This is a genomic window from Ligilactobacillus sp. UO.C109 (genome assembly GCF_026847815.1).
GTDB classification, from domain to species: Bacteria; Bacillota; Bacilli; order Lactobacillales; family Lactobacillaceae; genus Ligilactobacillus; species Ligilactobacillus salivarius.
Window position 1 is genome coordinate 14803 of sequence record NZ_JAPSFH010000005.1, and the last position, 26406, is coordinate 41208.

24 protein-coding genes are annotated in these 26406 nt (G+C 32.2%); 7 read left to right on the top strand and 17 right to left on the bottom strand.

Annotated features, from left to right (window positions below):
• Positions 1–10 precede the first annotated feature (10 nt).
• From galT to OZJ21_RS01290, 3 genes are read right to left on the bottom strand one after another with little or no spacing between them, the layout of a single operon-like run.
• On the bottom strand, positions 11–1498 hold the full coding sequence (gene galT / locus OZJ21_RS01280; protein WP_268857310.1) for a UDP-glucose--hexose-1-phosphate uridylyltransferase: 1488 nt from the start codon (positions 1496–1498) through the stop codon (positions 11–13).
• An 18-nt stretch (positions 1499–1516) separates the two neighbouring features.
• Complete coding sequence (galE, locus tag OZJ21_RS01285; RefSeq protein WP_268857311.1) at positions 1517–2512, bottom strand: UDP-glucose 4-epimerase GalE; 996 nt, start codon at positions 2510–2512, stop codon at positions 1517–1519.
• Between the two features lie 27 nt (positions 2513–2539).
• A complete protein-coding gene (locus OZJ21_RS01290) occupies positions 2540–3703 on the bottom strand; it encodes a galactokinase (RefSeq protein WP_204770929.1) in 1164 nt (387 codons plus the stop codon).
• Between the two features lie 171 nt (positions 3704–3874).
• Between OZJ21_RS01290 and OZJ21_RS01295 the strand changes: the two genes are divergently transcribed.
• On the top strand, positions 3875–4873 hold the full coding sequence (locus tag OZJ21_RS01295; RefSeq protein WP_014568197.1) for a LacI family DNA-binding transcriptional regulator: 999 nt from the start codon (positions 3875–3877) through the stop codon (positions 4871–4873).
• Between the two features lie 59 nt (positions 4874–4932).
• Here the strand turns inward: OZJ21_RS01295 and OZJ21_RS01300 are convergent, their stop codons facing one another.
• The 8 genes from OZJ21_RS01300 to rlmD all read right to left on the bottom strand — a co-directional run bounded on the left by OZJ21_RS01300 (position 4933) and on the right by rlmD (position 17898).
• Positions 4933–6867, bottom strand: a complete 1935-nt coding sequence (locus tag OZJ21_RS01300) for a PTS sugar transporter subunit IIA (protein WP_003705755.1) — start codon at positions 6865–6867, stop codon at positions 4933–4935.
• A 201-nt stretch (positions 6868–7068) separates the two neighbouring features.
• Positions 7069–10092 carry a glycoside hydrolase family 2 TIM barrel-domain containing protein gene (locus OZJ21_RS01305; RefSeq protein ID WP_268857312.1) on the bottom strand — a complete coding sequence of 1008 codons (3024 nt, stop codon included), beginning with the start codon at positions 10090–10092 and terminating at the stop codon, positions 7069–7071.
• Between the two features lie 176 nt (positions 10093–10268).
• On the bottom strand, positions 10269–11846 hold the full coding sequence (locus OZJ21_RS01310) for a peptide chain release factor 3 (RefSeq protein ID WP_268857313.1): 1578 nt from the start codon (positions 11844–11846) through the stop codon (positions 10269–10271).
• Positions 11847–11934: 88 nt separating this feature from the next.
• Positions 11935–13377, bottom strand: coding sequence for an ATP-binding cassette domain-containing protein (locus OZJ21_RS01315; RefSeq protein WP_087367707.1), 1443 nt, complete (start codon positions 13375–13377; stop codon positions 11935–11937).
• 135 nt (positions 13378–13512) lie between these two features.
• A complete protein-coding gene (locus OZJ21_RS01320; RefSeq protein WP_178847825.1) occupies positions 13513–14529 on the bottom strand; it encodes an NAD(P)H-dependent glycerol-3-phosphate dehydrogenase in 1017 nt (338 codons plus the stop codon).
• 84 nt (positions 14530–14613) lie between these two features.
• The gene (locus tag OZJ21_RS01325) at positions 14614–15744 is read right to left on the bottom strand and encodes an AI-2E family transporter (protein WP_003699547.1); all 1131 of its coding nucleotides are present in this window, start codon (positions 15742–15744) and stop codon (positions 14614–14616) included.
• Positions 15745–15845: 101 nt separating this feature from the next.
• Entirely contained in the window at positions 15846–16391 is a 546-nt protein-coding gene (gene ntdP, locus OZJ21_RS01330) for a nucleoside tri-diphosphate phosphatase (protein ID WP_003710725.1), read from the bottom strand.
• Positions 16392–16518: 127 nt separating this feature from the next.
• On the bottom strand, positions 16519–17898 hold the full coding sequence (rlmD, locus tag OZJ21_RS01335; protein WP_003699549.1) for a 23S rRNA (uracil(1939)-C(5))-methyltransferase RlmD: 1380 nt from the start codon (positions 17896–17898) through the stop codon (positions 16519–16521).
• An 85-nt stretch (positions 17899–17983) separates the two neighbouring features.
• Here rlmD and recX point away from each other — a divergent pair, with 85 nt between their 5' ends.
• Together recX and OZJ21_RS01345 are read left to right on the top strand one after the other, a co-directional pair.
• On the top strand, positions 17984–18787 hold the full coding sequence (recX, locus tag OZJ21_RS01340; RefSeq protein ID WP_081530251.1) for a recombination regulator RecX: 804 nt from the start codon (positions 17984–17986) through the stop codon (positions 18785–18787).
• 68 nt (positions 18788–18855) lie between these two features.
• Positions 18856–19434 (top strand): sigma-70 family RNA polymerase sigma factor, encoded by a 579-nt coding sequence (locus tag OZJ21_RS01345; RefSeq protein WP_003705743.1) that lies wholly within the window; start codon positions 18856–18858, stop codon positions 19432–19434.
• A gap of 52 nt (positions 19435–19486) precedes the next feature.
• On the opposite strand, the gene OZJ21_RS01350 is transcribed toward OZJ21_RS01345, so the two are convergent.
• The gene (locus tag OZJ21_RS01350) at positions 19487–19720 is read right to left on the bottom strand and encodes a cytochrome b5 domain-containing protein (RefSeq protein WP_003705741.1); all 234 of its coding nucleotides are present in this window, start codon (positions 19718–19720) and stop codon (positions 19487–19489) included.
• 160 nt (positions 19721–19880) lie between these two features.
• On the opposite strand from OZJ21_RS01350, the gene OZJ21_RS01355 reads away from it, so the two are divergent.
• Positions 19881–20810 carry a diacylglycerol/lipid kinase family protein gene (locus OZJ21_RS01355; protein ID WP_268857314.1) on the top strand — a complete coding sequence of 310 codons (930 nt, stop codon included), beginning with the start codon at positions 19881–19883 and terminating at the stop codon, positions 20808–20810.
• A gap of 44 nt (positions 20811–20854) precedes the next feature.
• On the opposite strand, the gene OZJ21_RS01360 is transcribed toward OZJ21_RS01355, so the two are convergent.
• Positions 20855–21571 carry an SAM-dependent methyltransferase gene (locus tag OZJ21_RS01360; protein WP_081533707.1) on the bottom strand — a complete coding sequence of 239 codons (717 nt, stop codon included), beginning with the start codon at positions 21569–21571 and terminating at the stop codon, positions 20855–20857.
• A gap of 98 nt (positions 21572–21669) precedes the next feature.
• Between OZJ21_RS01360 and OZJ21_RS01365 the strand changes: the two genes are divergently transcribed.
• From OZJ21_RS01365 to OZJ21_RS01375, 3 genes are read left to right on the top strand one after another with little or no spacing between them, the layout of a single operon-like run.
• Positions 21670–22080: a peptide deformylase gene (locus tag OZJ21_RS01365; protein WP_003705736.1), complete on the top strand. Its 411-nt coding sequence runs from the start codon at positions 21670–21672 to the stop codon at positions 22078–22080.
• A gap of 13 nt (positions 22081–22093) precedes the next feature.
• Complete coding sequence (locus OZJ21_RS01370; RefSeq protein ID WP_003699578.1) at positions 22094–23185, top strand: hypothetical protein; 1092 nt, start codon at positions 22094–22096, stop codon at positions 23183–23185.
• Positions 23186–23202: 17 nt separating this feature from the next.
• Complete coding sequence (locus OZJ21_RS01375; RefSeq protein WP_047035271.1) at positions 23203–24039, top strand: DUF72 domain-containing protein; 837 nt, start codon at positions 23203–23205, stop codon at positions 24037–24039.
• A gap of 41 nt (positions 24040–24080) precedes the next feature.
• Here OZJ21_RS01375 and OZJ21_RS01380 read toward each other — a convergent pair whose 3' ends face one another.
• Genes OZJ21_RS01380 through acpS form a run of 4 tightly spaced genes read right to left on the bottom strand, consistent with a single transcriptional unit; the run spans position 24081 to position 26301 of the window.
• Entirely contained in the window at positions 24081–24449 is a 369-nt protein-coding gene (locus OZJ21_RS01380; protein ID WP_003699581.1) for a type II toxin-antitoxin system PemK/MazF family toxin, read from the bottom strand.
• Between the two features lie 15 nt (positions 24450–24464).
• Positions 24465–24713, bottom strand: a complete 249-nt coding sequence (locus tag OZJ21_RS01385) for a hypothetical protein (protein ID WP_003699582.1) — start codon at positions 24711–24713, stop codon at positions 24465–24467.
• Between the two features lie 46 nt (positions 24714–24759).
• On the bottom strand, positions 24760–25875 hold the full coding sequence (gene alr, locus OZJ21_RS01390) for an alanine racemase (protein ID WP_003699584.1): 1116 nt from the start codon (positions 25873–25875) through the stop codon (positions 24760–24762).
• Positions 25876–25893: 18 nt separating this feature from the next.
• The gene (acpS, locus tag OZJ21_RS01395) at positions 25894–26301 is read right to left on the bottom strand and encodes a holo-ACP synthase (protein WP_134354725.1); all 408 of its coding nucleotides are present in this window, start codon (positions 26299–26301) and stop codon (positions 25894–25896) included.
• Positions 26302–26406: the final 105 nt, after the last annotated feature.

The window sequence follows — 26406 nt, forward strand, 5'->3', positions numbered from 1 at the left end:
ATAGTTTACTTTAATCCACAATGCCTACTTCTTCTACAAAACGTTTAAATGCCATTCTACCGGTGTCATCATGCTTATAAACTCCAGCATCTTCTAGCACTCTAGCAAATACTCGACCTAATTCTTGATGAATAATTGTATCAACATTATCTTGATTTATATCTGAATATTTTTGTTTAATATCATCAGCCCACACTTGATGATATTCTTCCATTTTATTTTCTTGACCTAATAAGTATTTCTCAACTTCTTGAAGTTCACCTTTCAAACGAGGAGGTAAAATTGCTAATCCCATTACTTCAATTAACCCAATATTTTCTTTCTTAATATGTTGAACATCTGGATGAGGATGGTAGATACCATCTGGATATTGTTCTGAAGTTTGATTATCACGCAATACCAAATCTAATTCTAACTGTCCATCTCGTTTGCGAGCAATTGGCGTAATCGTATGATGTTTTTCACCATTAGATTCAGCTAAGACAGAAACTTTTTCATCTGAATATCCACGCCAAGTTTTTAGAATTTTATCAGCTAGATCTACTAAATCTTCTTTTGAATTTCCACGTAAACGAATAACTGACATTGGCCATTTAACAATTCCTGCTTGTATATCTTCATAACCTGCAAATTTTAATTCTGTTTCTATTGGTGCTTTTTCCATCGCGAAAGTATGACGTCCACCTTGATAATGTTCATGTGTTAATATAGAACCACCCACAATTGGCAGATCCGCATTACTTCCTACAAAATATCCTGGAAATTGCTCAATAATACCTAATAAATTATTGAATGTTTGCTTGGTGATTTCCATTGGTTCATGAATTGTATCTAAGAAAATACAATGTTCATTAAAATAAGCATACGGCGAATATTGGAATCCCCATTGTTTATCATCTAAATCGAAACGAATAATTCTATGATTTGCTCTTGCAGGATAATTAACTCTTCCTTGATAGCCTTCATTTTCCATACAAAGTTGACATAGAGGATATCCACTTGCTTTCATCTTTTTAGCCAAAGCAATTTGTTTTGGATCCTTCTCAGGCTTCGATAAATTAATTGTTATCTCTAATTGTCCATATGATGTTTCAACTGGAAAATAAATATTTTTCGCAATAGCTTTTGTCTTAATATAGTCATTTCGTTTACTTAAATCATAAAAATTCTGAATAGCTTCTTCTGGTGAATTTTGTTGGTAAGTTTGCCAAAAATCTTGATTAACTTTACTTGGTAAAGGAGTAATGAAATTCATCAACTCTGCGCCTAAACAATCTTGTTCATTCAAAGTTTCACCAACTTTACCATGTTGGACAGCATATTCGACTAGCTCGTTTTTTAAATCAATAATTTCATTTTTAGTAGTTGTTAGTTTTTCAACACCTTCTCCTACCAAATTCAAAATCCGATTATATAAGTAATTTCTATCAAGTTCTGTATAATTTCCTTGTTCAATTACTTGCTTTATAAATGTATCTAATAGTAATTTATCATCCATCTTTCTCAGAACCTCTCTTTACTTATCTTGATAACCTTCTGGATGTAAAGTGTGCCACTTCCACGCTGTCTCAATAATCTTACTAATATCATCAAATTGAGGTTTCCAACCTAAAACTTCTCGTGCTTTTGTAGAAGAAGCCACTAATACATCTGGATCTCCACCACGTCTAGGTGCTATTTCAGCTGGGATTTCTTTATTTGTAACCTTTCTTGCTGCTTCTAAAATCTCTTGATTAGAAAAACCTGTAGACGAACCTAAGTTAAATGCCGTACTTGGATTACCGGCTTTTAGATAATCTACCGCTAGAATATGCGCATCTGCCAAATCTAAAGGATGAACATAATCTCTTATATTAGTACCATCTGGAGTATTATAATCATCACCAAAGATTTGTAGCTTGTCTCTTTTACCCATTGCTACTTGTAACACAATTGGTAAAAGATGAGTTTCAGGCATATGGTCTTCACCGATTGATCCATCAGGTTTAGCACCAGCCACATTAAAGTAACGTAATGGTACAAATTTTATTCCATATGCTTTATCAGCCCAACGCATAATCTTTTCCATCATTAACTTACTTTCTCCATATGGATTGATTGGATTTTGTGGAGTTGTTTCCTTAATGGGAACTTCTTCTGGAATACCGTAAGTAGCTGCTGTAGATGAAAAAACAATTTTATCAATTGAAAATTCATTCATTACTTCTAATAACTTAACCATTCCAGCAGTATTGTTATCAAAATACTTCAATGGCTTTTTCATGGACTCTGCTACTAAAGAATAGGCAGCAAAGTGAATGACCGCATCTATATCAGAGTTTTCTTTAAAAACTTGACGCATAAAATCTTTATCTGCAATATCTCCTTGATAAAACTTAGCATCCTTGTTAACCGCTTGACGATGTCCAGTCACCAGACTATCAACAACGATTGTTTTTTCACCCTTCTCTATCAATCTATCCACTGTATGTGAACCAATATATCCAGCTCCACCTAAAACTAAAGTAGCCATCAAAATCCCTCCATTAATTATTCTTTATTAAAGTACTTTTGTTCCATCTGCAATTTCTGCAATATAGAATGTAGGAGCATAACCTATCTTTTCTGTATAAACCTTACCCACATTTTCTTTAAATGCTTCAACTTTGTCTTTATCAACAATTGCGATACCACAACCACCAAAACCAGCACCAGTCATACGAGCTCCAAGTACACCTTTTTGTTTCCAAGCAGTATGTGCTAATGTATCAAGCTCGATTCCTGTAACTTCATAATCATGTTCAAGTGAAACATGTGATGCATTTACTAAGCGACCGAATTTTTCTAGGTCACCTTCTTCTAATGCAGCTTGTGCTTGCATTGTACGTTGATTTTCCCATACAGCATGGCGTGCTCTCTTCAAACGATTTTCGTCTTCAATTAAGTAAGCATATTCATCAAAAGTTTGAGCATCTAGTTCACCTAAAGTATTAATATCTAATTTAGCTTGCAATTCACCTACTGCAGTTTCACATTCACTACGACGTTCATTATACTTAGAATCAGCTAATTCACGACGTTTGTTTGTATTCATAATAACAATTACGTTATTTTCCATATCTACTGGTGCATATGAATATTCAAGAGTATTAGTATCTAATAAGATTGCTTGGTTTTGTTTACCCATTCCTACTGCAAATTGATCCATAATACCAGAATTTACACCAATAAATTTATTTTCTGTTTCCATTCCTAACTTAACTAAGTCAACACGATCAATATCTAAGTTAAATAATTCTTGGGCAATTACACCAATTAACATTTCTAATGAAGCGGACGAAGATAAGCCAGAACCGTTAGGAATATTTCCTTCAATAAAGATGTCCATTCCTTTATCAACATCATGACCTGTTTCCTTTAAGAAATAAATCATCCCTTTAGCATAATTTACCCAATTATCTTTTTTGTCGTACTTTAAATCATCAAGCGATGTTTCGATAATTCCTAAATCTTCAAAGTTAGCGGAATAAAAACGTAATTTATTATCTTCACGTTTACGAGCAGCACCATAAGTTCCTAAGCTAATTGCACATGGGAAAACATGACCACCATTATAGTCTGTATGTTCACCAATTAAATTAATACGTCCTGGTGAGAAGAATGTAGCTTCAGCTTGTTCACCAAAAATTTCTGTAAATTTATCATTAATTACCTTTTTATCCATAATATAATCCTCCTCGTTATCTCGTATAAAGAAAACGTTTTATTAACAATTTTATTGTAGTACTTTTTAGTAAACTTTTCAATAAAATTTACTAAAAATATGAGAAAAATTTATTATTATATCAATCTATGATACAATATATATTGAAGTTACTTAGAAAGATGGGGTTATATGGCTACTATTAAAGATATCGCCAAACTTGCAGGCGTTTCACCAGCAACCGTCTCTCGTGTTTTAAATTATGATGAATCGTTATCTGTTGGTGATGAGACTAAAAGAAGAATTTTTAAAACTGCTGAAAAGTTAAATTATTCTAAACATAAAAAAAAGAATAAAGAAGAACATTTAAATAAGATAGCAATTGTACAATGGTATACTGAAGCCCAAGAATTAACAGACTTGTACTACTATTCAATTCGTCTAGGAATCGAAAAAAGAGCTCAAGAATTGGGATATGAAGTTGTGCGTATTTTCCATGATGATCCTTTAGATGCAATCCAAAATGTCGATGGGATCATTGCAATTGGAAAATATAGTACTAATGAAATACAACAACTTGATAATCTAAATGCTAATTTAATCTTTGTTGACAGTGATTCCTTAAGCAACGGTTTTAGTTGTGTCGTAACTGATTTCCAAAATTCCGTTATCACTGTTTTAGATCACTTCTTAGAAAAAGGTCAAAAAAATATTGGATTATTAGCAGGCGAGGAACATACCTCGGATAATTCTCAAACTTTGATTGATCTACGTTTTACCATATTCAAAGATTATCTTAGTCGTTTAAATCTTTATAACCATCAAAATGTATATGTTGGAAGTTTTAATCCTGAATCTGGATATAAAATGATGAAAAAAGCTATCGTAGAGTTAGGCGACAATCTTCCAGAAGCATTCTTTGCTGCTAATGATGCTATTGCTATCGGCGCAGTTAGAGCACTTCAAGAAGAAAAGATTTCTATTCCTGATCGAGTAAGTATCATTTCTTTTAACGATACCTCTATTACTAAATATGTTTACCCATCATTAAGTAGTATTAAAGTATTTACTGAAGAAATGGGCGTTGAAGCCGTTAACTTACTATTGGATTACATCGCTCATCCATTTAGCGTTGCAAAAAAAGTTACCTTAGGAACAAAACTAGTTCTTAGAGATAGCACTATCAATTAATTATTTATCTTCACAAAAAAAGTATGAGTTCAATCGAGCTCATACTTTTTAATTAATCTCTATTTCTTTATTTCAATAGCTGTATTTGTATTAACAACTTCTGAACCAACTGGTACTTTCACATCAAATTCTTTAAATAAATCCGAATGTGTAAAGGTCATTAATACTGTATCATCTAAGCCAGCTTTCTTAATTGCTGGATCCCAGAATTCAAGAATTTGTTGCCCTTTCTTGACATGTTGTCCTTCTCTGACATATGTTACAAAACCTGTACCCTTCATAGAAACAGTACCAATACCTACGTGAATTAGAACTGGAATTCCGTTATCAGAAACCAAACCAATAGCGTGACGAGTTGCAAAGACTGTCTTAACTTCAGCATCAAATGGGGCATATACTTTACCATCTGTAGGTTTAATTGCAATACCTTGTCCCATCTTACCCGTTGAAAATACTTCATCAGGTACATCTTTCATAGCAATAACTTTACCTGCTACTGGAACCATTGCAGTTAATTCGTCAGACTTAATTAACTTATCGTTTTCTGCATTAGATTGATCAAATTGATCGCCCCAAGTCTTTTCAAGTTCTGCAACGATTTCTGCATGTCGTTCTTCAGTTAAAGTAATCTTCTTCCAGAAAACAAACATCCCAATTAAAATGAAGATTGCTGGAACACCAAACATCATAAATTTGAAGACCATTTGTTGATGCATAGTGATAGAAGCAGCAGTTGCACCAGTAGTCATTCCTGCTAAAACAGCAATTTGTCCTACAACACCGTTAGAAACAGCTCCACCGAACTTATCAACTAAAGGACGAACTGATAAAGCAAGTGATTCGTCACGATGCCCTAACTTCCATTGACCATATTCAACAGAGTCAGTAATAATCATTAAAACAACTAAGAAAACAATTGGTTGAGGAATGTAGAATAATTCAGCGGCAATCAATACAAGTAATAAGCTCTTGCCAGCGACAGTGAATAAACCGATTCCAATTAACATAGTTACTAAACACCAAATAAATAATGGCTTACGATTTAATTTATCTGCTAATTTAGGAAAGGCACTTACAGCAAAAATACCTACAAACATGTTTATAAATTGTAGTAAACTGAAACCTTTTGGATCCCCCATAATATATTGGAAGTAGTAAAGTTCTAGAGCATTTACTAAGTTAATTCCTACACCATATAGTAAGTAAGCCAAAGCTACCCACATTAATTGATCATTCTTAACTAACATTTTGAAAACTGCACTTACACCAGCTGTATCTTCTTTGTTTTCACGTAATTTATTGTCAACTTCACGTGTTCCAATACCAACTGCTAATGCTGTTACAAAAGCAACTGCAGCTACAATAAAGCCAAACCAGAACCAACCTCTATCATCACCTGTTCCTCCATTACTTTGAAGGGAGAAGAATAATACAAGAGGCATAACAACAACACCAACTAATGAACCACCGATTGAAGAACCGATACGAGCAAAGGTAGCTGTCTTTTCACGTTCTCTTGAATCAAATGATAGCGCTGGCAACATAGACCAAAAACCAACGTCTTTAAATGAATAGAATATATCCATTGCAATATAAAGAAATGCAAAAATTACTAAATATAACCATGGATGTGTTTTAGTTAAACCACCCATATTTGAGAATAATGCCAATAAAGCAATTGATGAAACAGTACCACCAATTACTACCCAAGGACGAAAGTGTCCCCAGCGAGTCTTGGTACGGTCGATAGCGTTACCAATAAATGGATCAATTAATAATTCAACAATACGTAAAACCATGATAATCAATGTAACAGCACTAACTAAATGGTTATTTAACGTTTTATCTCCTGTATCAAACAAATGAGATGTAATGAAATTAATTAAATATGTAGACATCGCTGCATAAAACACATCGTTACCAAAGGCACCAAAGGTATATGCAATACGAGAAGTAATCTTCTCACTTTTACTTTGTGAATTTCTTATTTCCATATAACGAAATCCCCTTTACTATTTTTTACAACTTTATGGTAAACGATTTCAACGATTAAGTCAATAATATTTAGTAAATTTTTCAGGATATTTTTTATTAATTTTTACTAAAGTTATTTTGGTGACATCATAATATTTACCACCTGTTTTTTTGTATCAAAAAAGTCTCATACTTCATAAGAAATACGAGACTCTATTTTGTTAAATTGTTGGTTCAATTGTAAATGATACTGTCAAATCTTTATTTGATGGAATCCAAAATTGTTTTTGTACAGGTGCACCCCAAGAATCATCTCCACCTACACCCATTTGAGCAGCTAATAATCTTACCCAAGTATAATGAGGATTACTCAATTCTTCTTGATGCATCGCTTGTTCTATTTCATATTCGCTATATGGAAGTACTGAACTTTCGAAAGTATCACCGTTTGCCACAAATCTTAACCCTTCTCCATATACATCAGTTACTTCCAACCATCTAGTGCCACGATGATTCCCTGTTTCTTGTGGTACTAAATATGGAGCTAAATTAGTATCAGCATCACCTTCGTATATGCCTAGTTTTACTCCATTATCTCGATCGATATAGTTTTCATCTGGACCTAAGCCGTAGAATTTATACTGATTGTATTTACGTTTTAATTTTAACTCATAACCATATGCAGGTAATGATGGTAGTCCGTCAACTCCAAAATATTTAGCAGTTACTTTTACTTTTCCATCTGGTGTAACTGTATAACTTATTACGTTATATACTTCTTTAGCTAATGGCAATTTCCATTTAAATGAAACAGTTATCTCACTTAATTCTTCCTTTACATTAACATCAACTAATTTTTGATATAAACCTGCTTGCAACCATACCCCACGATCGAAACCATGCTTAACACCACGATCATTATCAGTCATCGCTCTCCAAAATGTTGTTTTAGGTGTACGTGTAATATACTCTTTACCATTATAAGCCAAAGATACTATTCCACCTTCAGCTCTAGAAAGTAGCACACTAAACCCATCACCATTTATACCAATATTAACATCACCATGCACAACATTTAATTTCCCAGATACTATTTCATTATCCTTAGACGATACTTTAGTTACTAACTGTCCGAATGATAATTCATGTCTTTCATTTGCCCAAGCAACGCTCTCTTTTAGACAAACATTTACTTCAAAAATATATTCTCCTGGGATTTTTTCAATGTTTGGCCAATCAATGACTTCTTCTTGTTTTGTTTGTGGTAAAACGTTAAATGAATAATCTTTCTGCCATATTTTTTGACCATCACGTTTTACAATAGTTTCAAAAATATACGCACTTGTGTCAATGAAGAGATTGTCATTCTTTATAATTACTCCTTCTTCAGTAACTTTCACTTTAACATTAGCATACAATTGCTTAACTTCAGCAGCTTTAGGAGACGGTGTACGATCTGCAAAAACAATACCGTCTCCAGAAAATTCATAATCAGTTGCCCTCTCATCAAAATCTCCACCATAACCTAAAACTTTTTCGCCAAAGTCATCAGTTTTTAACATTGCTTGATCAACATAGTCCCATATGAAACCACCTTGATATTGTGGATATTTATCTTCTAAATCTGTATATAACTTCATACCACCTGTGGAATTTCCCATTGAATGCATATATTCACAAGATATATATGGTTTTGAAGGATTTCCTTGCAAATACTCTTCAATTTCTTGAGGTTTAGCGTACATTCTACTTTCCATGTCAGTTGCTTCCTCAAAATCACGATTCCAAGTTACATCTTCATAATGTACTAAACGTGAATCATCTACTTTATGGAAGAAATCATGCATTTTTACGATATCATCACCAGCATAGGATTCATTACCACATGACCATATAATTACAGATGCATGATTCTTATCACGCTGAAACATTGAATTTGCCCTATCTAAGACATTATCTAACCATTCTTCTTTGCTTCCAGGCACATTCCAAGATGGTTCACATTCACCCAATTTTTGCCATGAACCATGACTTTCTAAGTTAGTTTCATCAATAACATAAATACCGTATTCATCACATAGTTCATACCATCGTGTTTGATTAGGATAATGTGAAGTTCTTACAGCATTAATATTGTTTTGTTTAAAAAACTTAATATCATGTAGCATTACATCTTCAGAAATTGCTCTGCCATGGAGATAGTCAAATTCATGACGGTTAACCCCTTTAAAAATAATTCGCTTCCCATTGATTAGCATGATTCCATCTTTCATTTCAAATCTACGGAAACCTATTTTTTGAGTTGCTACTTCAATTACTTCTCCATTCTTTACCAATGTAATCTTCAAATCGTAGAGATAAGGCGTTTCAGCACTCCATTTTTTTATATTTTCCAGTTTTATATCTATAAATGTTTTCTCGCGTGCTTTTTCTTTTTGAGACCAGACTACTTGATCTTCATCATATAACTCTACATTAATTTCTGTATTTTCTAGATTTCCTTCTAACTTAGTATCTAATAGCAAAATTCCATCCTTATAGCTATCATCTAAAGTAGTTTTCGCAAATATATCACGCACATGAACTTCTGGAATTGCATAAAGGAATACATCTCGGAAAATTCCAGAAAATCTGAACATATCTTGATCTTCTATCCAACTTGCTGATGAACGTTTATATACTTCAACTGCTAACCTATTTTCTGAATCTTCCCTAATGAAGTCAGTAAGTTCAAAGTCATGAGGCGTAAATGAATCTTCACTATAGCCAATAAATTTTCCATTTAACCAAAGATACATCGCCGTTTCAACACCCTGAAACGAGATAAAGATGCGCTTATTTTTTAAAGATTTATCTACTGTAAATGTTTTAACATAGCTTCCAACTGGATTATATTTTCTTGAAATATATGGTGGTCGTAATTCATCTAATCCATCCCATGGATATTGTGTATTGATATACTGCAAATGATCATATCCCTGAGTTTGAATGTGACCAGGAACCTTTATCGTATCAAACCCACTATCGTTAAAATCTTCTTTATAGAATTTTTTTACTCTCAAGTCTGGATTTTGTGCATAAGAAAATTTCCATAATCCATTTAAACTTTGTTTTAAACTTGTTTCCTTATTTTGATATTCTTCTTGACTAGCATAAAATTTATGACTTGAATAAGCCTCCAAACGATTTATTGCAAAAATATCGGGTTTCTCTAGCCAACTTAACTTTGCTTTTGTATTTTCCATTAATATCAACCTTTCTAAGAAAATGCTTACATTATTGATTATAACTTATAAATTTTATATAACCAATTACTTTTTACTAAAATATTAGTAAATTTAATAAAAATTTACTTAGAAAGTGTCTTTGTCTTTATAAAAATAAAAAGCCATTAGAAATTTTTCTAATGACTTAGTTATTATTATAATTTAGCTGTTAATTTAACATCTGGATATTTATCCATAAACCATCTTTCAGCGAATTCATTTTCGAATAAGAATAATGGCATACCAGTTCTATCCTTAACTAGAAGATTTCGTGAACTAGACATCTTTTCATCTAATTGTTCTGGATCAATCCAACGTGCAATCTTATGTCCCATTGGAGTCATAACAACTTCAGAGTTATATTCATTTGCCATTCTAAATTGGAACACTTCAAATTGAAGTTGTCCTACAGCACCTAAAATATAATCTCCAGTACTGTAACTTTGGTAGAGCTGAACAGCTCCTTCTTGTACTAATTGTTGAATTCCTTTATGAAAAGATTTTTGTTTCATAACATTTTTAGCAGTTACACGCATAAATAATTCTGGTGTAAATTGTGGCAATTTTTCGAATTTAACAGCTTTTTTACCTGTATAAATTGAATCACCAATTTGAAAGTTACCAGTATCATATAAACCAATAATATCCCCAGCAACAGCTGTTTCCAATGTTTCACGTGTATCAGCCATAAACTGAGTTGAATTAGATAATCTTAGTTTTTTGCCTGTTCTTTCTAGGAACACATCCATACCTCTATCAAATTCACCAGAACAAATTCTAACAAAAGCAATGCGATCACGATGGTTTGGATTCATATTAGCTTGAATCTTGAAGATAAATCCAGAGAAATCTTTTCTATCTGGCTCTACTTCTGAACCATCTTCTGTTTTATGCGCTGCAGGCTTTGGAGCGTATTTTAAGTATGCATCTAAGAATGTCTTAACACCAAAGTTTGTCAGTGCAGATCCGAAAAATACTGGTGTCAATTCACCTTTAGCGATTTTTTCTTCATCAAATTCACTACCTGCACCTTCAATAAGTTCTATTTCTTCTAAAACTTGTTTGTAGATACTTTCATCTTTTAATGGGTTATCTCCTTTTATTTCACCATTATCGTCTAATTCTAAAAAGGCTTGACCTTCATCTTCAGAACGGTACAATTCAATGCGATGATTATAAATGTCATATAACCCCTTCAAACCTTTACCCATACCAATTGGCCAGTTCATAGCATAAGATTCAATTCCCAAAACATCTTCCAATTCTGCTGTTAAATCTAATGGTTCTCTACCATCGCGGTCCAATTTATTAATAAAAGTAAAAATTGGAATACCTCTCATACGACAAACTTGGAATAATTTCTTTGTTTGTGGTTCAATACCCTTAGCTGAGTCAATAACCATGACAGCTGAGTCAACCGCCATCAAAGTACGATATGTATCTTCGGAAAAATCTTCGTGCCCAGGTGTATCAAGAATGTTGACTCTTTTCCCAGCATAGTCAAATTGCATTACCGAACTTGTTACAGAAATTCCACGTTTCTTTTCAATTTCCATCCAGTCAGACTTAGCAAAATTTCCACTTTTTTTAGCTTTAACAGTTCCTGCTTTTCTTACAACTCCACCAAAAAGTAATAATTGTTCAGTTATCGTAGTCTTACCAGCATCCGGGTGAGAAATAATCGCAAATGTACGACGATTATTAACTGATTCTTCTAATTGTTTTTTATCCATTTTAAACCTCTCTAATTAATTCTTTTCAAATACCATTTTCTATACTACATAAGAAAAGAGCAGGTTTCAACACCTACCCCTTATATTTCTAATTACTATTTGGAACTCTAATAGTTTGCCCAGCCGTTAATGAGTTACTTGTCCCCATATCATTCAAATCTTGAATAGCTTGTGCCGTCGTTCCATATTGGCTAGCTAACGTTGCTAAAGTATCACCATCATTAACTGTCACTTCCTGTGAGTTTGATAACATAGAAGCTTTACTTTCACTGGCAGCACTCTCACTAGCTTTTCTAGCACTTTCACTTGCAGCGGCAACACTTGAGGCTGCTGCTTCACTTGCGCGTTTACTTTCTGCTAAACTTTGCTCTTTCTTTGAACTCTCAATCTTACTTTGCTTGCTTGCTTCCTCAGCTTTAGAGATAGATACTGATTTGCTATAGCGTTTCTTAGCTTCAACTTTTTTACTAGATTCCACTTGTCTGTTTTTTGTTTCATGGTGTGAATGCAGCACCTTACCTACACCTAGTAATAAGATTAGAACTAGTACAACACCTACAACTCTAACTAATCCCTTATTACCTTTTTTCTTTTTATGTCCTTTAACATTCTTATTCAGATTGTTATTTTTTACTTCTTTCTCTGCTTCAGATATTACTGGGTCTTGGCGATGATTGTGATAAAATGCTTTTTTCATTCTAGGTTCATCGCGTCTAGTATATCCATGCTCAAATTGTTCAACTTTGAACTCATTATACACTTTAGTAATATCAAAATTTTCTTGTTCTATTTGCTTTTCTTTTAAGTATTTATTTTTTTCAGGTAATGTTAGACCATTATACCAATCATTTTGATACTGGAATTTACTCATTACAATTTGAGTAGGACCTAATTCTTTTACCTCACCAAAGTCTAACCACATCGAACGTTCACATAGAGTTTCTAATACTAAACCAGTCGTAGCTGTAATAATAAAAGATACTCCATGATCTTTTAAATCTTGAATTTTTCGAATAACTTTTTCAAAGAATGCTCTTTCTAACGATGCAAATACTTCATCCAACAAAACTACTTCAGGTTTGTTAAATAAAGCTATCGATAATGCTAGTCTAGACAACATTCCTGTTGAGTATTCTGATACTGGTCGATATACCCATTGCCCGATTTCAGTAAAATCAATAATCGCCTTAACTACATGATCAGCTTCAATTTCATCATCGTATGCTTGGTCTACTTGTTTTTTTATATTTTCAAGTCCTGTTAACTGAAAATTAATAGAATTTGTCATTGATGCTAAATATATATGGGACTTTGTTGATATAAATCCTGTAGTAGGTTCTTCTAGCCCTGCTAATATTTTTAGTAACAAGGCTTTTCCAGAACCATTCCTCCCAATCAAACCTATCGCTTCGCCTTCAGTTACGCTAAAAGTGATCCCTCGTAAAGACCAAAAATTATTTTCTGATTTTTTATTCTTATCGCTTAAAAGCGGACTTTTTTTAGTTAAATACTTTATACTTATCTTTTCCATGTCCACTACTCACCTTTTATTTTAATAATAACTATTATCATTATACCTGTAATTTTTGATTATTAAAATACTCTAGTTTTTTATCGTTAACTTATATAAAAAAGGTAGCCTCAATTAGACTACCTCAAAAAATAATTATTTAATTTCTTCTTTTCCTTCGCGTTGCATCAATAAACTAATTTCATCTTTAATATCTTTACCATTATAAAGAACATTATAGATAGCTTCAGTAATTGGCATTTCAATATTTTTTTGTTGAGCTAATTCATAGGCTGCTTTACAAGTATTGATACCTTCAATAACCATACCCATATCTTGAATAACTTCATCAAGTGCCTTACCCTTACCTAGTTGATTACCTGCACGCCAGTTTCTTGAATGAACACTAGTACATGTAACGATTAGATCACCTACACCTGATAAACCGATAAATGTTAGTGGATCAGCACCAAAAGCAACACCTAATCTACTAATTTCAGCCAAACCACGTGTCATTAAAGCGGCTTTAGCGTCATCACCATAACCTAAACCATGCAAAGCACCTGCACCAATCGCAATAACATTTTTAAATGCTGCTCCTGTCTCAACACCTATTACATCTTTATTTGTATAAATTCTTAAATAATCATTCATAAATAAAGATTGTACCTTCTTAGCTGAATCTAAGTTTTTACAAGCTGCCGTAATTAAAGTAATATCTTTACGTGCTACTTCTTCAGCATGACTTGGTCCAGATAAGACTACTACATCTTTACGATATTCACTTGGAATTTCTTCTTCTATTACTTCAGAAATTCGTTTGTGAGAACCTAATTCAAGCCCTTTACTTGCATGAATAATTAATGGCTTTTGTCCTAGTTCTTTTAAAACTTCAACTAATTGTTGAGCAACTAGTCTTATTACTTTAGTAGGTACTACGAATAAAACTGCTGAAGCTCCATCAACTGCCTCTTTAAGATTTGTTGTAGCCTTAATTGTTTCTGAATACTTGTGTCCTGGTATGTAATGTTCATTAGTATGGTTTTCATTTAATTCTTTGGCTTGTGATTCTTTATTAGTCCACAACCATACTTCGTTTTTATTTTCATCTAAAACACCAGCCAAGATACTTCCCCAAGATCCAGCACCAAGAACTGCAATTTTTTCTGTCATCTCGCTCATCCTTACTTTTTAGAGTTCTACTCTTATATGTTATCACTAATCATTAATAGTTTCAGATAAATCTTAATATTTTAATTATTTTTCAATTTTTACTTCATCTGAGGATTCATTCTCTAAAATAATAACTTCCCTTACATGTTTAACAATTACCTTGATGATTGCATAAAATGGTATACATAAGATAATACCTAGTAACCCAGCAATTTTTCCAGCTACCAACAACAATAAGATAATTGTTAGAGGATGGATATCGACTGATTTTCCGATAACATTTGGATATATCAGATTACCATCAATTTGCTGTACGATAATGCAGACTATTATTGCCATTACTGCAGTGTTAAAAGAATCAGTTAAGGATAGGATCAAAGCTGGAACTAATCCAATATAAGGACCGATATATGGAATAATATTAGTTGCCCCAGCAAATATTCCTGTCAATAAGGCATAAGGTACACCGGCAAGTCCATAACCAATAGCTGTACAAATACCAACAAAAATACATTCAATTGCTTGTCCACTAATATATTTTGATAAAGTATTGCTCATATCTTGTAACATTGCTTCAACTTGAGCAGTACGTTTACGCGGTACAAACTTTAAAATACTAGGCATTAATTTATAACCATCTTTTAACATATAAAATAACATAAATGGAACAGTTAAAACTGTAACTGTGATATTAGTTATTGCGGAGATAATACTTCCTAAACTGTTAGTTAATGACTTCATAAATTTAGCTATCATCTCACTACCGGATCCTTCAAAACGGTTTAAGTAAGATTGCAAATCAATATCTTTCAACCAACTACTTCGACTATCATATTTCAAAAAATGTTGGAAATTCTTCTCCAACTGAGAAACATAGGTTGGAGATTTTGTAATTAAATTTTCTACCTGCACAATAATTTTGGGTAAGAGGAAAGCAATTGACATCGCAATAATCGCAAACACTGCTATAAAAACAATGGCGACTGCTCCAGTTCGATTAATTTTAAATTTCCCAATCTTAACCTTCATTAGTAACTTCACTAATGGTAGTAGCATGTAATACAAAAATCCTGATATGATTACCGGAATAAATAAGGTTGAAAAGAATGCTGCTACTGGTTGAAAAACAAAATTTATCTTCATACAAACCCAAATTAATGTTGCAACAATCAAAATTTCTAACGACCAAAACATCAAATTCTTTTTATTAGGCATAGAAACCTCCTCAAAAAACTATTGCTAAATAAGAGAGAGGCTGTGATATAACATCGCAACCTCTTTTTACTCCTTAGAATATATTACATTACAGCGGTAATTCACTGTTGACGCGACAATTCTAAATAACGGTTATACCAAATTTCAACATATTCTTTTGAAAATGGACCTTTACCATTATTTATCCAATCAACTAAAACCCTAACGTTATGTTTCAAAATCTTATCAATGTCTGCCGAATAATGCCACTTATTTCCATGATCCTCATATTCATCGACATCTAGCAAACGTTTTTCACCATTAGGAAAGACTTTGACATCTAAATCATAGTCAATATACTTCAAAGCCTCTTTATCTAATACAGCAGGTGAGGCTAAATTACAATAATATGATACTCCGTTCTCACGAATCATTGTCACAATATTAAACCAATAATGTTTATGAAAATAAACTAAAGCTGGTTCTCTTGTAATCCATCTTCTTCCGTCAGATTCTGTTACTAAAGTATGGTCATTGCAACCAATTAACGCATTCTCACTGGTTTTAAGTACCATTGTATCTCGCCACGTTCGATGTAAACTACCGTCATGCTTATAACTTTTAATAGTTATGAAATCGCCCTCTCGCGGACCAGATATATTCATCATAAGAAAATCCTCCGCTTCTTCATAAACACGAATGTAAATTACACCGATATTCATTGATATTATACCAGATATTTCTCTAAATACACAAAAAGAGCTAATTAATTTACAAAAAATGTATATTATTTAATTACTTTTTACTCAATTTAACAACGGCTTCTACTCTTGCCGTTTGTGGAAACATATCTACTGATTGAATGTACTCAACATTATATATTTTGACCAACTTCACTAAATCTCTAGCTAAAGTTGACGGATTACATGAAACATATACAAATTTATTGGGACGATACTTTAAAATAGTCTCTATCATCTTATCATCCAGTCCAGTTCTTGGAGGATCAACTACCAAAGCATCTGGCACAAAATTATTTTTAGTCCATTTGGCAAAAAGATCTTCTGCCTTCCCTACTTCGTAATGAATATTCTTTCTACCTGATAATTCTGCATTTTTCTTAGCATCTTCTATTGCTTCAGGAATAATATCCATTCCTCTTACTTCTTTGGCGTCTGGTGAAACAAATAAACCAATTGTTCCTACCCCACAGTATGCATCTACTAGTGTTTCATCTTCTTTTAAATCCAATGCCTTTTTCACTTCTGTATATAATACTTCAGTTTGACTAGGATTTAATTGGAAAAATGATCGTGCAGATAGTTCAAATTTTATGTCTCCTAATTGTTCTAGTAATCTATCCGTTCCAGCTAACTTAAAGGTTTCTTCACCCCAAACCAAGGAAGAACGGCTTGGATTAATATTTTGCATGACTGATACGATTTGTGGATATGCTGACATAATTTCGTTTACAACCTGATTTAAGTTAGCACAATTATTTCTTGCCGTTACAAATACTACTTGAACTTGTTCTGTCTTTAGCGTTTGTCTGATTACAACCGTTTTTAAGATTCCAGAATTTCTTCTTTCATCATAAATTGAAATATTCCATTTTTCTAATAGCTTAACTATCTTTCTCATTATTTCCATTGTTAATGGCATTTGAGTTTTAAAAGTTGGTAAATCTACTAAGATATGGCTATTAGGTTTGTATAATCCGGCAATTACCTTATTTCCCTTAACTTTTCTTACTTGAAATTGGGCTTTATTTCGATACTCATAAGGTACTTCCATCCCTAAGGTTGGCCGTAATTCCATATTTTCATAATTAGTTGGTTTGAATTTTTCTAAAGATTGACGAATAACATCTGTCTTAAATTCTAACTGCTTGCTGTATGCTAAATGTTCAAGCTCTATCCCACCAACATCATAATTATCAACAGGTTCTACCCTATCAGGACTTGCTTTTCTAATTTTCTTTATTTTCGCATTTAAATACTTAGGGTGAACTTTAGTTACTTCAGCCAAAATTACTTCACCAGGAAGTGCTTGAGGCACAAATGTTATCTTACGCTTAAAATATCCAATTCCTTCACCATTTATTCCTAGTCTTTTAATTGTTAAAGGAAACTTCTGTCCAACTTTTATTTTTATATCATTCTTTACCTTTTGCATGAATAATCTTAACCTCTCGAATTTTTCTCTGATTTATTATACCATGTTAACAGTAAATATTAGTTGATTTAGGAAGGTCGATTGTGTGGTAAAAAAAATAACGATGATTCAAACTCAAAAGAAAGCTGGACGTTTCAATATTTATATTAATGATAAGTATGCATTTCCAGTTAGTGAAAGTGTCCTAATTAAGTATCGTTTACATAAAGGACAAGAACTTGACGAAAATTTAATAGAAGAAATTAAATTAGCTGATGACATTTCTAAGGGCTATAATGCTGCTTTAAATTATTTATCCTATCAACTCCGTACTAGAAAAGAAGTCGAAGATAAATTACGCTCTCTTGATATTCATGAAGATTATATTCCTGAAATTATCAACAAGCTTATTGATCTGGATTTAATTAATGATAAAAATTACGCTGAAAGTTATGTTAGAACTATGATGAATACTTCTGATAAAGGACCTAAAGTTATTAAACTTAATCTTTCAAAAAAAGGGATTGATGATAATATAGCTGAAGATGCTTTAATTCTTTACACTGACAAGTTACAAGTAGAAAAAGGTGTCACTTTAGCTGAAAAACTAGCTAATCGCTATAGTCATGATTCATATCGTAATAAACAAAATAAAATCAAACAATCATTACTAACAAAGGGATTTCCATATGATATTATTGATACAATCATTCAAGAGTTAGATTTAATTTTTGATGATGATACAGAACGTGAAATTTTATTGGAAAAAGCTAATAAACTTTGGTCACGTTATGATAATTTAGATATTAAGAAGAGAAAATTTAAGATTCAACAAGCTCTTTTTAAGCAAGGATTTTCTTTTAGCGATATTACATCAGCTTTAGATGAAATAGAAGATACTAACATATAATTATGTAAAAAAATATACATCATTATATTTTGATATATGCTATATTCTTCTCTAAAGGAGGATGTGGCGTGAATTTAAATTTAGATAATATTCTTTTAGAGAACTTCAAAGAACAACCTAGCGATGATAATTTTAACAAACTATTTCAAAAATATACTCCCCTTGTTTTTAAATTAATAAATAGTTATCATTTTACTTTTTACGAACGAGACGATTTAATTCAAGAAGCTAAAATTGTTTGTTATTCTTCAGCCTTACGGTATAGGTTGCCATCTAATATTACTTTTGGATATTATTTTCAGATTAATCTTCGCAATAAATATAATTCCCTCTACCGACTAGAACATGCCTATAAGCGTAAATCCGAAAAGGAATCAACCTCCTACGAACAATTGTCTTCTAACTTAAAAGAAGTCGTCATTGGTTCTGATTATAAAAATCACGCTCCTGATAAGAATATTCTGGTGAAAGAAGCTATTCAAGCATTTCTTCACTCTTTAGATGAAAAAAATTGTCGTTTATTTAGAGATATAATTTCTGGTAAAGTTCAAAAGAAGGATATTTTACAAGACTCCAAATTACGTTATCGCTATTATAAGCTTAAAAATCAATATAAAAATAATGTATTTGATATTTTTTTCAAGTAAAAAGCATCTGCTTTATTAATCATAACTAGATTAATAAGTAGATGCTTTTTTACTATCCTAATTTTCCTACAACTTCTAATTTTTCTAATGTTGACTTACCATGTGGTGCTTTGACGATTCTATCTGAAACATCATTTCCAGCATTATTTCCATGATGAGTCCCACCTTGCCAAGCAGCAACGTTAGTAACATCATAAACAACACCATCAACTGCAATATATGCTTTGCGACCTTCCTTACCATCATAATTCTTTAACTCGTCTAAAGTGAAAATTTTTTCTGTCATATTAAACGCTTCCTTCCTTTATATTTCTATGTTTATATTATCATAGATATGATTTTTAGTATTGGAAAAAGACTAAATTTTCTTTTGGTTATACTATATTTTTTCTAGTCCAATTAAATTTTTTACTATATAATAGCTTTATGTGTATTTGGAGGAAAATATGATTGAAAAAAAATATTTCTTTATTATCAATCCTATCGCTGGCAATGGTCGTGGACTAGCAGCATGGAAAAAAATAAGGAATACATTACAAGAACAAAACATTTCTTATATCCATAAATACACTTTTCCAGATCAAAAATCAAATCAAGAAATGATTTTAAACTCTCTTGATCCTAATCAAATAATTGTTGTACTTGGTGGAGATGGAACAATTAATGAAATTCTAAATATTTTAATTGATTGTCATCTACAAAATCCTTTAAGCTACATTGCCTGTGGTTCTGGAAATGATTTTGCTAGAGCAATTTCACTTCCTTCCAATCCTCTCAAAGCTTGGGAATATATTCACCATCAAGCCACTATTAAAAATATTTGTGTTGGAAAAGTTAAAATAAACGATATAGAATGCTACTTTTTAAATAATGTTGGTATTGGTTTCGATGCTAGAATTGTTTATTCAGCCAACCATTCTAAATTAAAAATGTTATTGAATAAAGTTCATTTAGGAGCTTTAGTATATGCATCTTTTTTCTTAAAAGCACTTATTATTCAAAAATTTTTTCCCACATTATTTAAAAATAATGGGACTTCTGTCCAAAAATATAAAAAAACTTTTTTATGTACAATAACTAATCACCCTTTCTTTGGCGGTGGAGTTAAATTAGTTCCTGAAGCTAGTGTTTTTAACCAAAGTATCGATGCAATTATTTTAGAGAAAAGTACTAAATTAGGCTTTTTAATTAATTTTCTTCGTACAATCTTACCATTAAAAAATCCTAGTAATAGTAAAAATTGGCATCATCAATATGGTAAAGAGTTTAAAATAACTATCAACTCTCATCAGCCTATTCATATTGACGGTGAAGCAAGTATTATCGACTTAGATACTGTTTCTTTTGATACAATTACTTTTCCATTCCTAGCTTAAAATCCCTTATATCATGGCATTTTTCCATAATATAAGGGATTTTATTATTTAGCTAAATAGACTTGATCTTTGATAAAATCAAATGACTTATGATGTCGATTCAAGTCAACTGATCTTTCAAGATGAGCCTCTTTCCAAAATGCTTTCGAGTTTGTAGCACCTAATTTTTCTCCAACTACAATCAAATTGCCTTTCCATTTTTTTTGACGTAAATAATGCAAAATTTGCATGTCTATGTCAGTACTATCTGGACACCATTCTATAATAATATTGGAAACATTATTTAAATACTTCTTTACTGCCTCTAAAGCGTCCAATTGTTCTATCTTAGTCCAAGGATTAGGACGTTCGTTGTCTTGATGACGCCAATCTAAATTGTCAGTACAAATAATATTTTTCAAAAACTTCCCTAACACTGCATTTCCAGCCATAATCATTAACGTTTGTTCATCCGCCAAAAAAGCTTTTAAATCTTGTAACCACTCTTGCGAATATATATGCCAGATTCCATATTCTTCAATTATATATTCTCTAAAATCTAGTAAATGGCTCTCTAGTTCCATAATATTTGGGAATTCTGTTAAATGTTCTAAAATCTCTGTTTCCGTAAATTCTAAATTAGGTAACGATTTAGTTGGAATATTACCTTTCTTATAACAGTTATCCGCTTCAAGTAAAGCAGTTATTTTCTTTTTAGCTATTGGTAATTTATCGAATTCGACTAAATAGTTTTTCAAATTTTGAATATATTCTTCTTCCATCACGTCTAACCTCTTATATGCCGTTTACTTTTCTTTAACCAATATAACCCAACTTTTGCTATAATAAAATAGAAATACGCTAGAAATGGGGTTTACTCATGATAAGAGATATAAATCACGATGTTAAAATTCTTTCTAAAAAAAGTACACCTGCTTCAAAAAATGATATAGCAATCGTTCAAGATTTAGTTGATACTTTAACCTATCATCGTGATCATTGTGTTGGCATGGCCGCTAACATGATTGGTAAAAATAAATGTATTATTGCGTGTCAATTCGGTCCTTTAATTGTTGCTATGATTAATCCAGTCATAACTAAAAAATCTCAAAAATATTCTACTTCTGAGGGTTGTCTTTCTTTAACTGGTGAACGTGAAACCACTCGTTTTAATAAGATTGAAGTTAGCTACTTGAACCAATCTTTTCAAAAAGTTCATGCTACTTTTGAAGGCTTTAATGCACAGATTATCCAACACGAAATAGATCACTGTAATGGTATCTTAATTTAGGGGGAAACTTACTTTGGCAAACAAACAACATATTAAAATATTTTCACACAATGATTTAGATGGTTTTGGTGCACCAGTTTTACTTAAAACACTTCAACCATACTTATTTAAAAATGCTACCTTTGACTTAACCACTTGTTCAGCTGGAAATTTAGATAGAGAGTTATCTTACTGGTTTCGTCAACCTTCATTACACCAATATACCGATGTTTTCATCGCTGACATGACACCTGATAGTGACTACTCATTCCAACAACTTGAACAACATTTTCCAAATCATTGGTTAATTTTTGATCACCATGAGAGTGAAGAAAAACTTCGCCAAAAATATCGTCAAAACTGTATTACACCTACTAATACAGATATTAATCCTAGTGCAACAAGTTTAGTCTGGGATTGGGTAAGTCAAAATGTTAATTTCAGTAATATTCCTAGTAAACGTCAAAATGACTTACGTTACTTAGTAGAACTTATCCGTGCTTATGATACATGGGATTGGAAAAATGATCCTAACATGGACAGTGCTACACGTTTAGCTGCTGATGAATTAAACCAATTATTCTGGTTCTATCCATTAAGTCGTTCAGAAATGTTTGTCACTGAAGTCTTTGGAACTAGTTGGGAACAATATCGTCAAAACAACAGTCTTTTGATTAATACCTTGAATGGTAGAAGACAACGTTATTTAGATAAACACCTCAAAAGTGTGCTTACCTTTGAACTTGATGGCCACAGTTTTGGAATTGTTTATGCTAGTGATTATAAGTCTGAAATTGCTCATGCTTTATTAAAGAATCATCCAGTCGATGCCGCACTAGTAATAGACAATCGCAGTATTTCCTTACGTAGTAACGGTAAGTTAGATGTTGCTTCCTTCTCTGAAAAATACTTTAATGGCGGTGGTCATTCAGACTCAGCTGGTGGTACCTTAGAATTCAATCCTGTTGAAACGGGAGAACAAGCTGTAATTGATGCTTTAAAACACCAATTTGAAATCAATAAAAAACTAGAGAAGCAAGAAAAAGAAGAAAGTAGCAGTACTTTCGCTGATAATCTTGATCCTGAAATGGCTGCTAAATTGGCTAGTCTATTTAATAATAATTAAGTAAAGAATGTGATTATTTGATAACATTAGGTCTAACAACTTGGAATGAACATCCTGCTTTGATTCACAATGAAGATCGTCCGGTTACACTTTCCGAATATTCTGCTTACTTTCCAACAGTAGAATTAGATACATTTTTCTATGGCATTCCTAGAATTTCCACTGTTGAAAATTGGCAGGCTCAAGTTCCTGAATCTTTTCAATTTGTTGTCAAAGCTAACAAAGTTCTAACCTTACATGAACAAAGTGATATTCAGCACATTAATTTAACTTTTCATAATTTTCTGGAGAGTTTACAACCTTTAATAGACAAAAATCAATTAAAAACTGTACTATTTCAATTTCCGCCGTACTTTACTTTAAACAAGAAAAGTACTAATTATTTACGTTATTTAAGGCAGAAATTGCCAAATATTTCTATTTCTCTGGAATTTAGACATAAAAGTTGGTATAACGATACTAAAAAATTAGTTAATTTTTGTCGAGAATTAGGTTTTACTTTAGTTATTGCTGATGAACCATCTCGTCTAGACTCTTCGGTTCCTTTTCTCCCAGTTATAACTAATCCTAATCTAACATTTTTCAGATTACATGGGCGTAACATTGAAGGTTGGGAAAATCCCGGAAAAAATTGGCGTGCCAAACGTACATTGTATCGCTATTCTGATGATGAGTTGTTGGAACTTAAACAAGTAATTCAAAAATTACAGAGCGACACTAAAGAAATTTGTGTAATTTTTAATAATAATTCTGGTAAAGATGCTGCTCCTAATGCCTTAAAATTACAAGAATTCCTAAATATTACTTTTGATAATTTGGGACCAAAACCACCTGAACAACTTAATTTCTTTTAAAATAAATAAGAGGATGATTAACCATAAAAGATTAATCATCCTCATTTTTTATGTATAGAGGCCAACCCCACACTGATTTTCAGTGCGTTATTGACTCTCTGCATTAATTTTTCATCTATATGTGTTACTTTATCTTTTAATCTTTGCTTATCAATCGTTCGTAACTGTTCTAGTAATACTACTGAATCTTTTTCCAAACCAACCTCTTTAGCAACTAATCCTATATGTGTAGGCATTTTTGGCTTTGAGATTTTTGAAGTTATTGCAGCAATTATTACTGTAGGACTAAATTTATTACCAATATTATTTTGAATAATTAATACTGGCCTAACTCCCCCTTGTTCCGAACCAACTACAGGTGATAAATCAGCAAAAAAGATATCCCCACGTTTCACCTCAAAATCACTCATATCATCGACTCCACTCTATTCTTTTAACTCATCTGCATGATCTGAAGAACACTCACAATTCCAAAATTCACCACAAATTTCTTGATTTAAAGCTCCCATTTCCATATAACCAGCTATCAGTTGTTCCAAGCTAGTCTGGTTTTCTTGGATGTGATTCATCAAACTATCATCATTTACAACTTCATTGCTGTCAACAGAATAAAAACTACAATATTCTACAAAATTCTTATCTTTAATAATAGCTTTTACACTTTTCTTAATCATAAAAATTACCTCGCCTTACATTATAATTAAGATATTCTTTTACCTACTACTTGTAAATTCTTGGAACTCTCTCCGTTATATTACACATAATTTCATAATGAATTGTATCGGCATAGTTAGCCACATCTTGAGCTGTAATAACTTTACCATTATTTTCTCCAATTAAAGTTACTTTTGTACCAAGATCATACTTTTTAGGTAGTCTAACCATAAATTGATCCATACAAACTCTACCGACAATTTCACAATATTGACCATCAATCAAAACTTTAAAACCTTGCATTCTTCTTAACCAACCATCAGCATAACCAATTGGCACAGTTCCAATCCATTCTGATTGAGAACTAGTATAGGTAGCACCATAACCAATGGATGAACCAGCTTCTACTTCTTTAACTGCTACTAATTCACTTTCCAAACTTAATGCTGGCTCTAAATTCCAAGTTTCATCAATCACATCGCCAGAAGGATTTAATCCATACATTGAAATTCCCATTCTTACTAGATTTCCTTCAAAATTTGGATGCCATAGAGCTGTAGCTGAGTTAGCTTGATGAATATATTTTGGTTTCTTTTTCAATACTCCCACTAACTCATCAAACTTTTGAGATTGCTTTTCAAAATATGCTGGGTCCTTACTATCAGCAGTTGAAAAATGTGTAAATACTCCTTCACACTTTAATTGATCAGAATGTTTTTCAATAAAATCAACAGCTTCTTTCAAATCTTCAGTATTTCTAAAGCCAATTCTTCCCATACCTGTGTCTAATGCTAGGTGGATCTTTAAGCTTTGTTTTTCTTCTTGAAGTAGCTTTTGAGCTTCAGTCAAAAATTCTAAAGTCCCTACAGCCACAGATAAATCATGTTTAGCCATACAAACTGCTTCACTCGCTGGATTTACACCTAAGATCAAAATCGGATCTTTTATTCCACTTTCTCGTAAAGCTATTCCCTCATCAATAATAGCCACACAAAAGCCGTTAGCTCCTGCTTCTTTAGCAGCTTTGGCTACAGGAATCATTCCGTGCCCATAAGCATTGGCTTTAACTACTGCAAATAAAGATTGACCATCCTTTAATTTTGAAATTTGGGTTGCTACATTATGCTTAATTGCTTCTAGGCTAATTATAGCACGCGTATTGCGATGTCTTCCAATTACCATTCCTACACTTCTTCTCTCTTACTTTTGCTTAATTAAGAATTTTTTCATCTTAGTCTGCCATGTTAATTTTTCTAATATTACTTCTGTAACTACATATTCACCAGAGTGAGAAATCGAAATCCTGGCTTGCAATTTATTATCTCCAGGGAATTTTACAATTTCTGGTCTTCCAGTTTGACTATCATTTAAAATCTCAATATCTTGAAAACCAACCTTTTTTCCAATTCCAGTTCCATATGCCTTACTAAATGCTTCTTTAGCAGAAAAACGACCGGCTAAAAATTCATACTTTCGATTTCCTTTATATTTTTCAAATATAGCTAACTCATTTACAGTTAGTATACGTTTAGCAAAACTCTCACGCTTCTCTTGCGCTTTTTGAATTTTCCTTATTTCTTGTATATCTATTCCATTTCCATAAATCATAGTTATCGTTAGCTCACCCCTCAGAATATCACACCTATTTTACCAAATCATCTAAGAAGTTGCACCAATTTATTGCAAACAAAAACTGATATATACTTTTTACCA

Excerpts from the sequence above, each read along its gene's own strand:
- OZJ21_RS01385 (WP_003699582.1), bottom strand. The coding sequence starts at position 24,713 with ATGATTAAGAAAAGTGTAAAAGCTATTATTAAAGATAAGAATTTTGTA.
- galE (WP_268857311.1), bottom strand. The coding sequence starts at position 2,512 with ATGGCTACTTTAGTTTTAGGTGGAGCTGGATATATTGGTTCACATACA.
- OZJ21_RS01300 (WP_003705755.1), bottom strand. The coding sequence starts at position 6,867 with ATGGAAATAAGAAATTCACAAAGTAAAAGTGAGAAGATTACTTCTCGT.
- OZJ21_RS01355 (WP_268857314.1), top strand. The coding sequence starts at position 19,881 with ATGATTGAAAAAAAATATTTCTTTATTATCAATCCTATCGCTGGCAAT.
- rlmD (WP_003699549.1), bottom strand. The coding sequence starts at position 17,898 with ATGCAAAAGGTAAAGAATGATATAAAAATAAAAGTTGGACAGAAGTTT.
- galT (WP_268857310.1), bottom strand. The coding sequence starts at position 1,498 with ATGGATGATAAATTACTATTAGATACATTTATAAAGCAAGTAATTGAA.
- alr (WP_003699584.1), bottom strand. The coding sequence starts at position 25,875 with ATGGTAATTGGAAGACATCGCAATACGCGTGCTATAATTAGCCTAGAA.
- OZJ21_RS01365 (WP_003705736.1), top strand. The coding sequence starts at position 21,670 with ATGATAAGAGATATAAATCACGATGTTAAAATTCTTTCTAAAAAAAGT.
- OZJ21_RS01350 (WP_003705741.1), bottom strand. The coding sequence starts at position 19,720 with ATGACAGAAAAAATTTTCACTTTAGACGAGTTAAAGAATTATGATGGT.
- OZJ21_RS01360 (WP_081533707.1), bottom strand. The coding sequence starts at position 21,571 with ATGGAAGAAGAATATATTCAAAATTTGAAAAACTATTTAGTCGAATTC.
- OZJ21_RS01315 (WP_087367707.1), bottom strand. The coding sequence starts at position 13,377 with ATGGAAAAGATAAGTATAAAGTATTTAACTAAAAAAAGTCCGCTTTTA.
- OZJ21_RS01290 (WP_204770929.1), bottom strand. The coding sequence starts at position 3,703 with ATGGATAAAAAGGTAATTAATGATAAATTTACAGAAATTTTTGGTGAA.
- OZJ21_RS01325 (WP_003699547.1), bottom strand. The coding sequence starts at position 15,744 with ATGCCTAATAAAAAGAATTTGATGTTTTGGTCGTTAGAAATTTTGATT.
- acpS (WP_134354725.1), bottom strand. The coding sequence starts at position 26,301 with ATGATTTATGGAAATGGAATAGATATACAAGAAATAAGGAAAATTCAA.
- OZJ21_RS01320 (WP_178847825.1), bottom strand. The coding sequence starts at position 14,529 with ATGACAGAAAAAATTGCAGTTCTTGGTGCTGGATCTTGGGGAAGTATC.
- ntdP (WP_003710725.1), bottom strand. The coding sequence starts at position 16,391 with ATGATGAATATATCTGGTCCGCGAGAGGGCGATTTCATAACTATTAAA.
- OZJ21_RS01295 (WP_014568197.1), top strand. The coding sequence starts at position 3,875 with ATGGCTACTATTAAAGATATCGCCAAACTTGCAGGCGTTTCACCAGCA.
- OZJ21_RS01310 (WP_268857313.1), bottom strand. The coding sequence starts at position 11,846 with ATGGATAAAAAACAATTAGAAGAATCAGTTAATAATCGTCGTACATTT.
- OZJ21_RS01305 (WP_268857312.1), bottom strand. The coding sequence starts at position 10,092 with ATGGAAAATACAAAAGCAAAGTTAAGTTGGCTAGAGAAACCCGATATT.
- OZJ21_RS01380 (WP_003699581.1), bottom strand. The coding sequence starts at position 24,449 with ATGAGTGATTTTGAGGTGAAACGTGGGGATATCTTTTTTGCTGATTTA.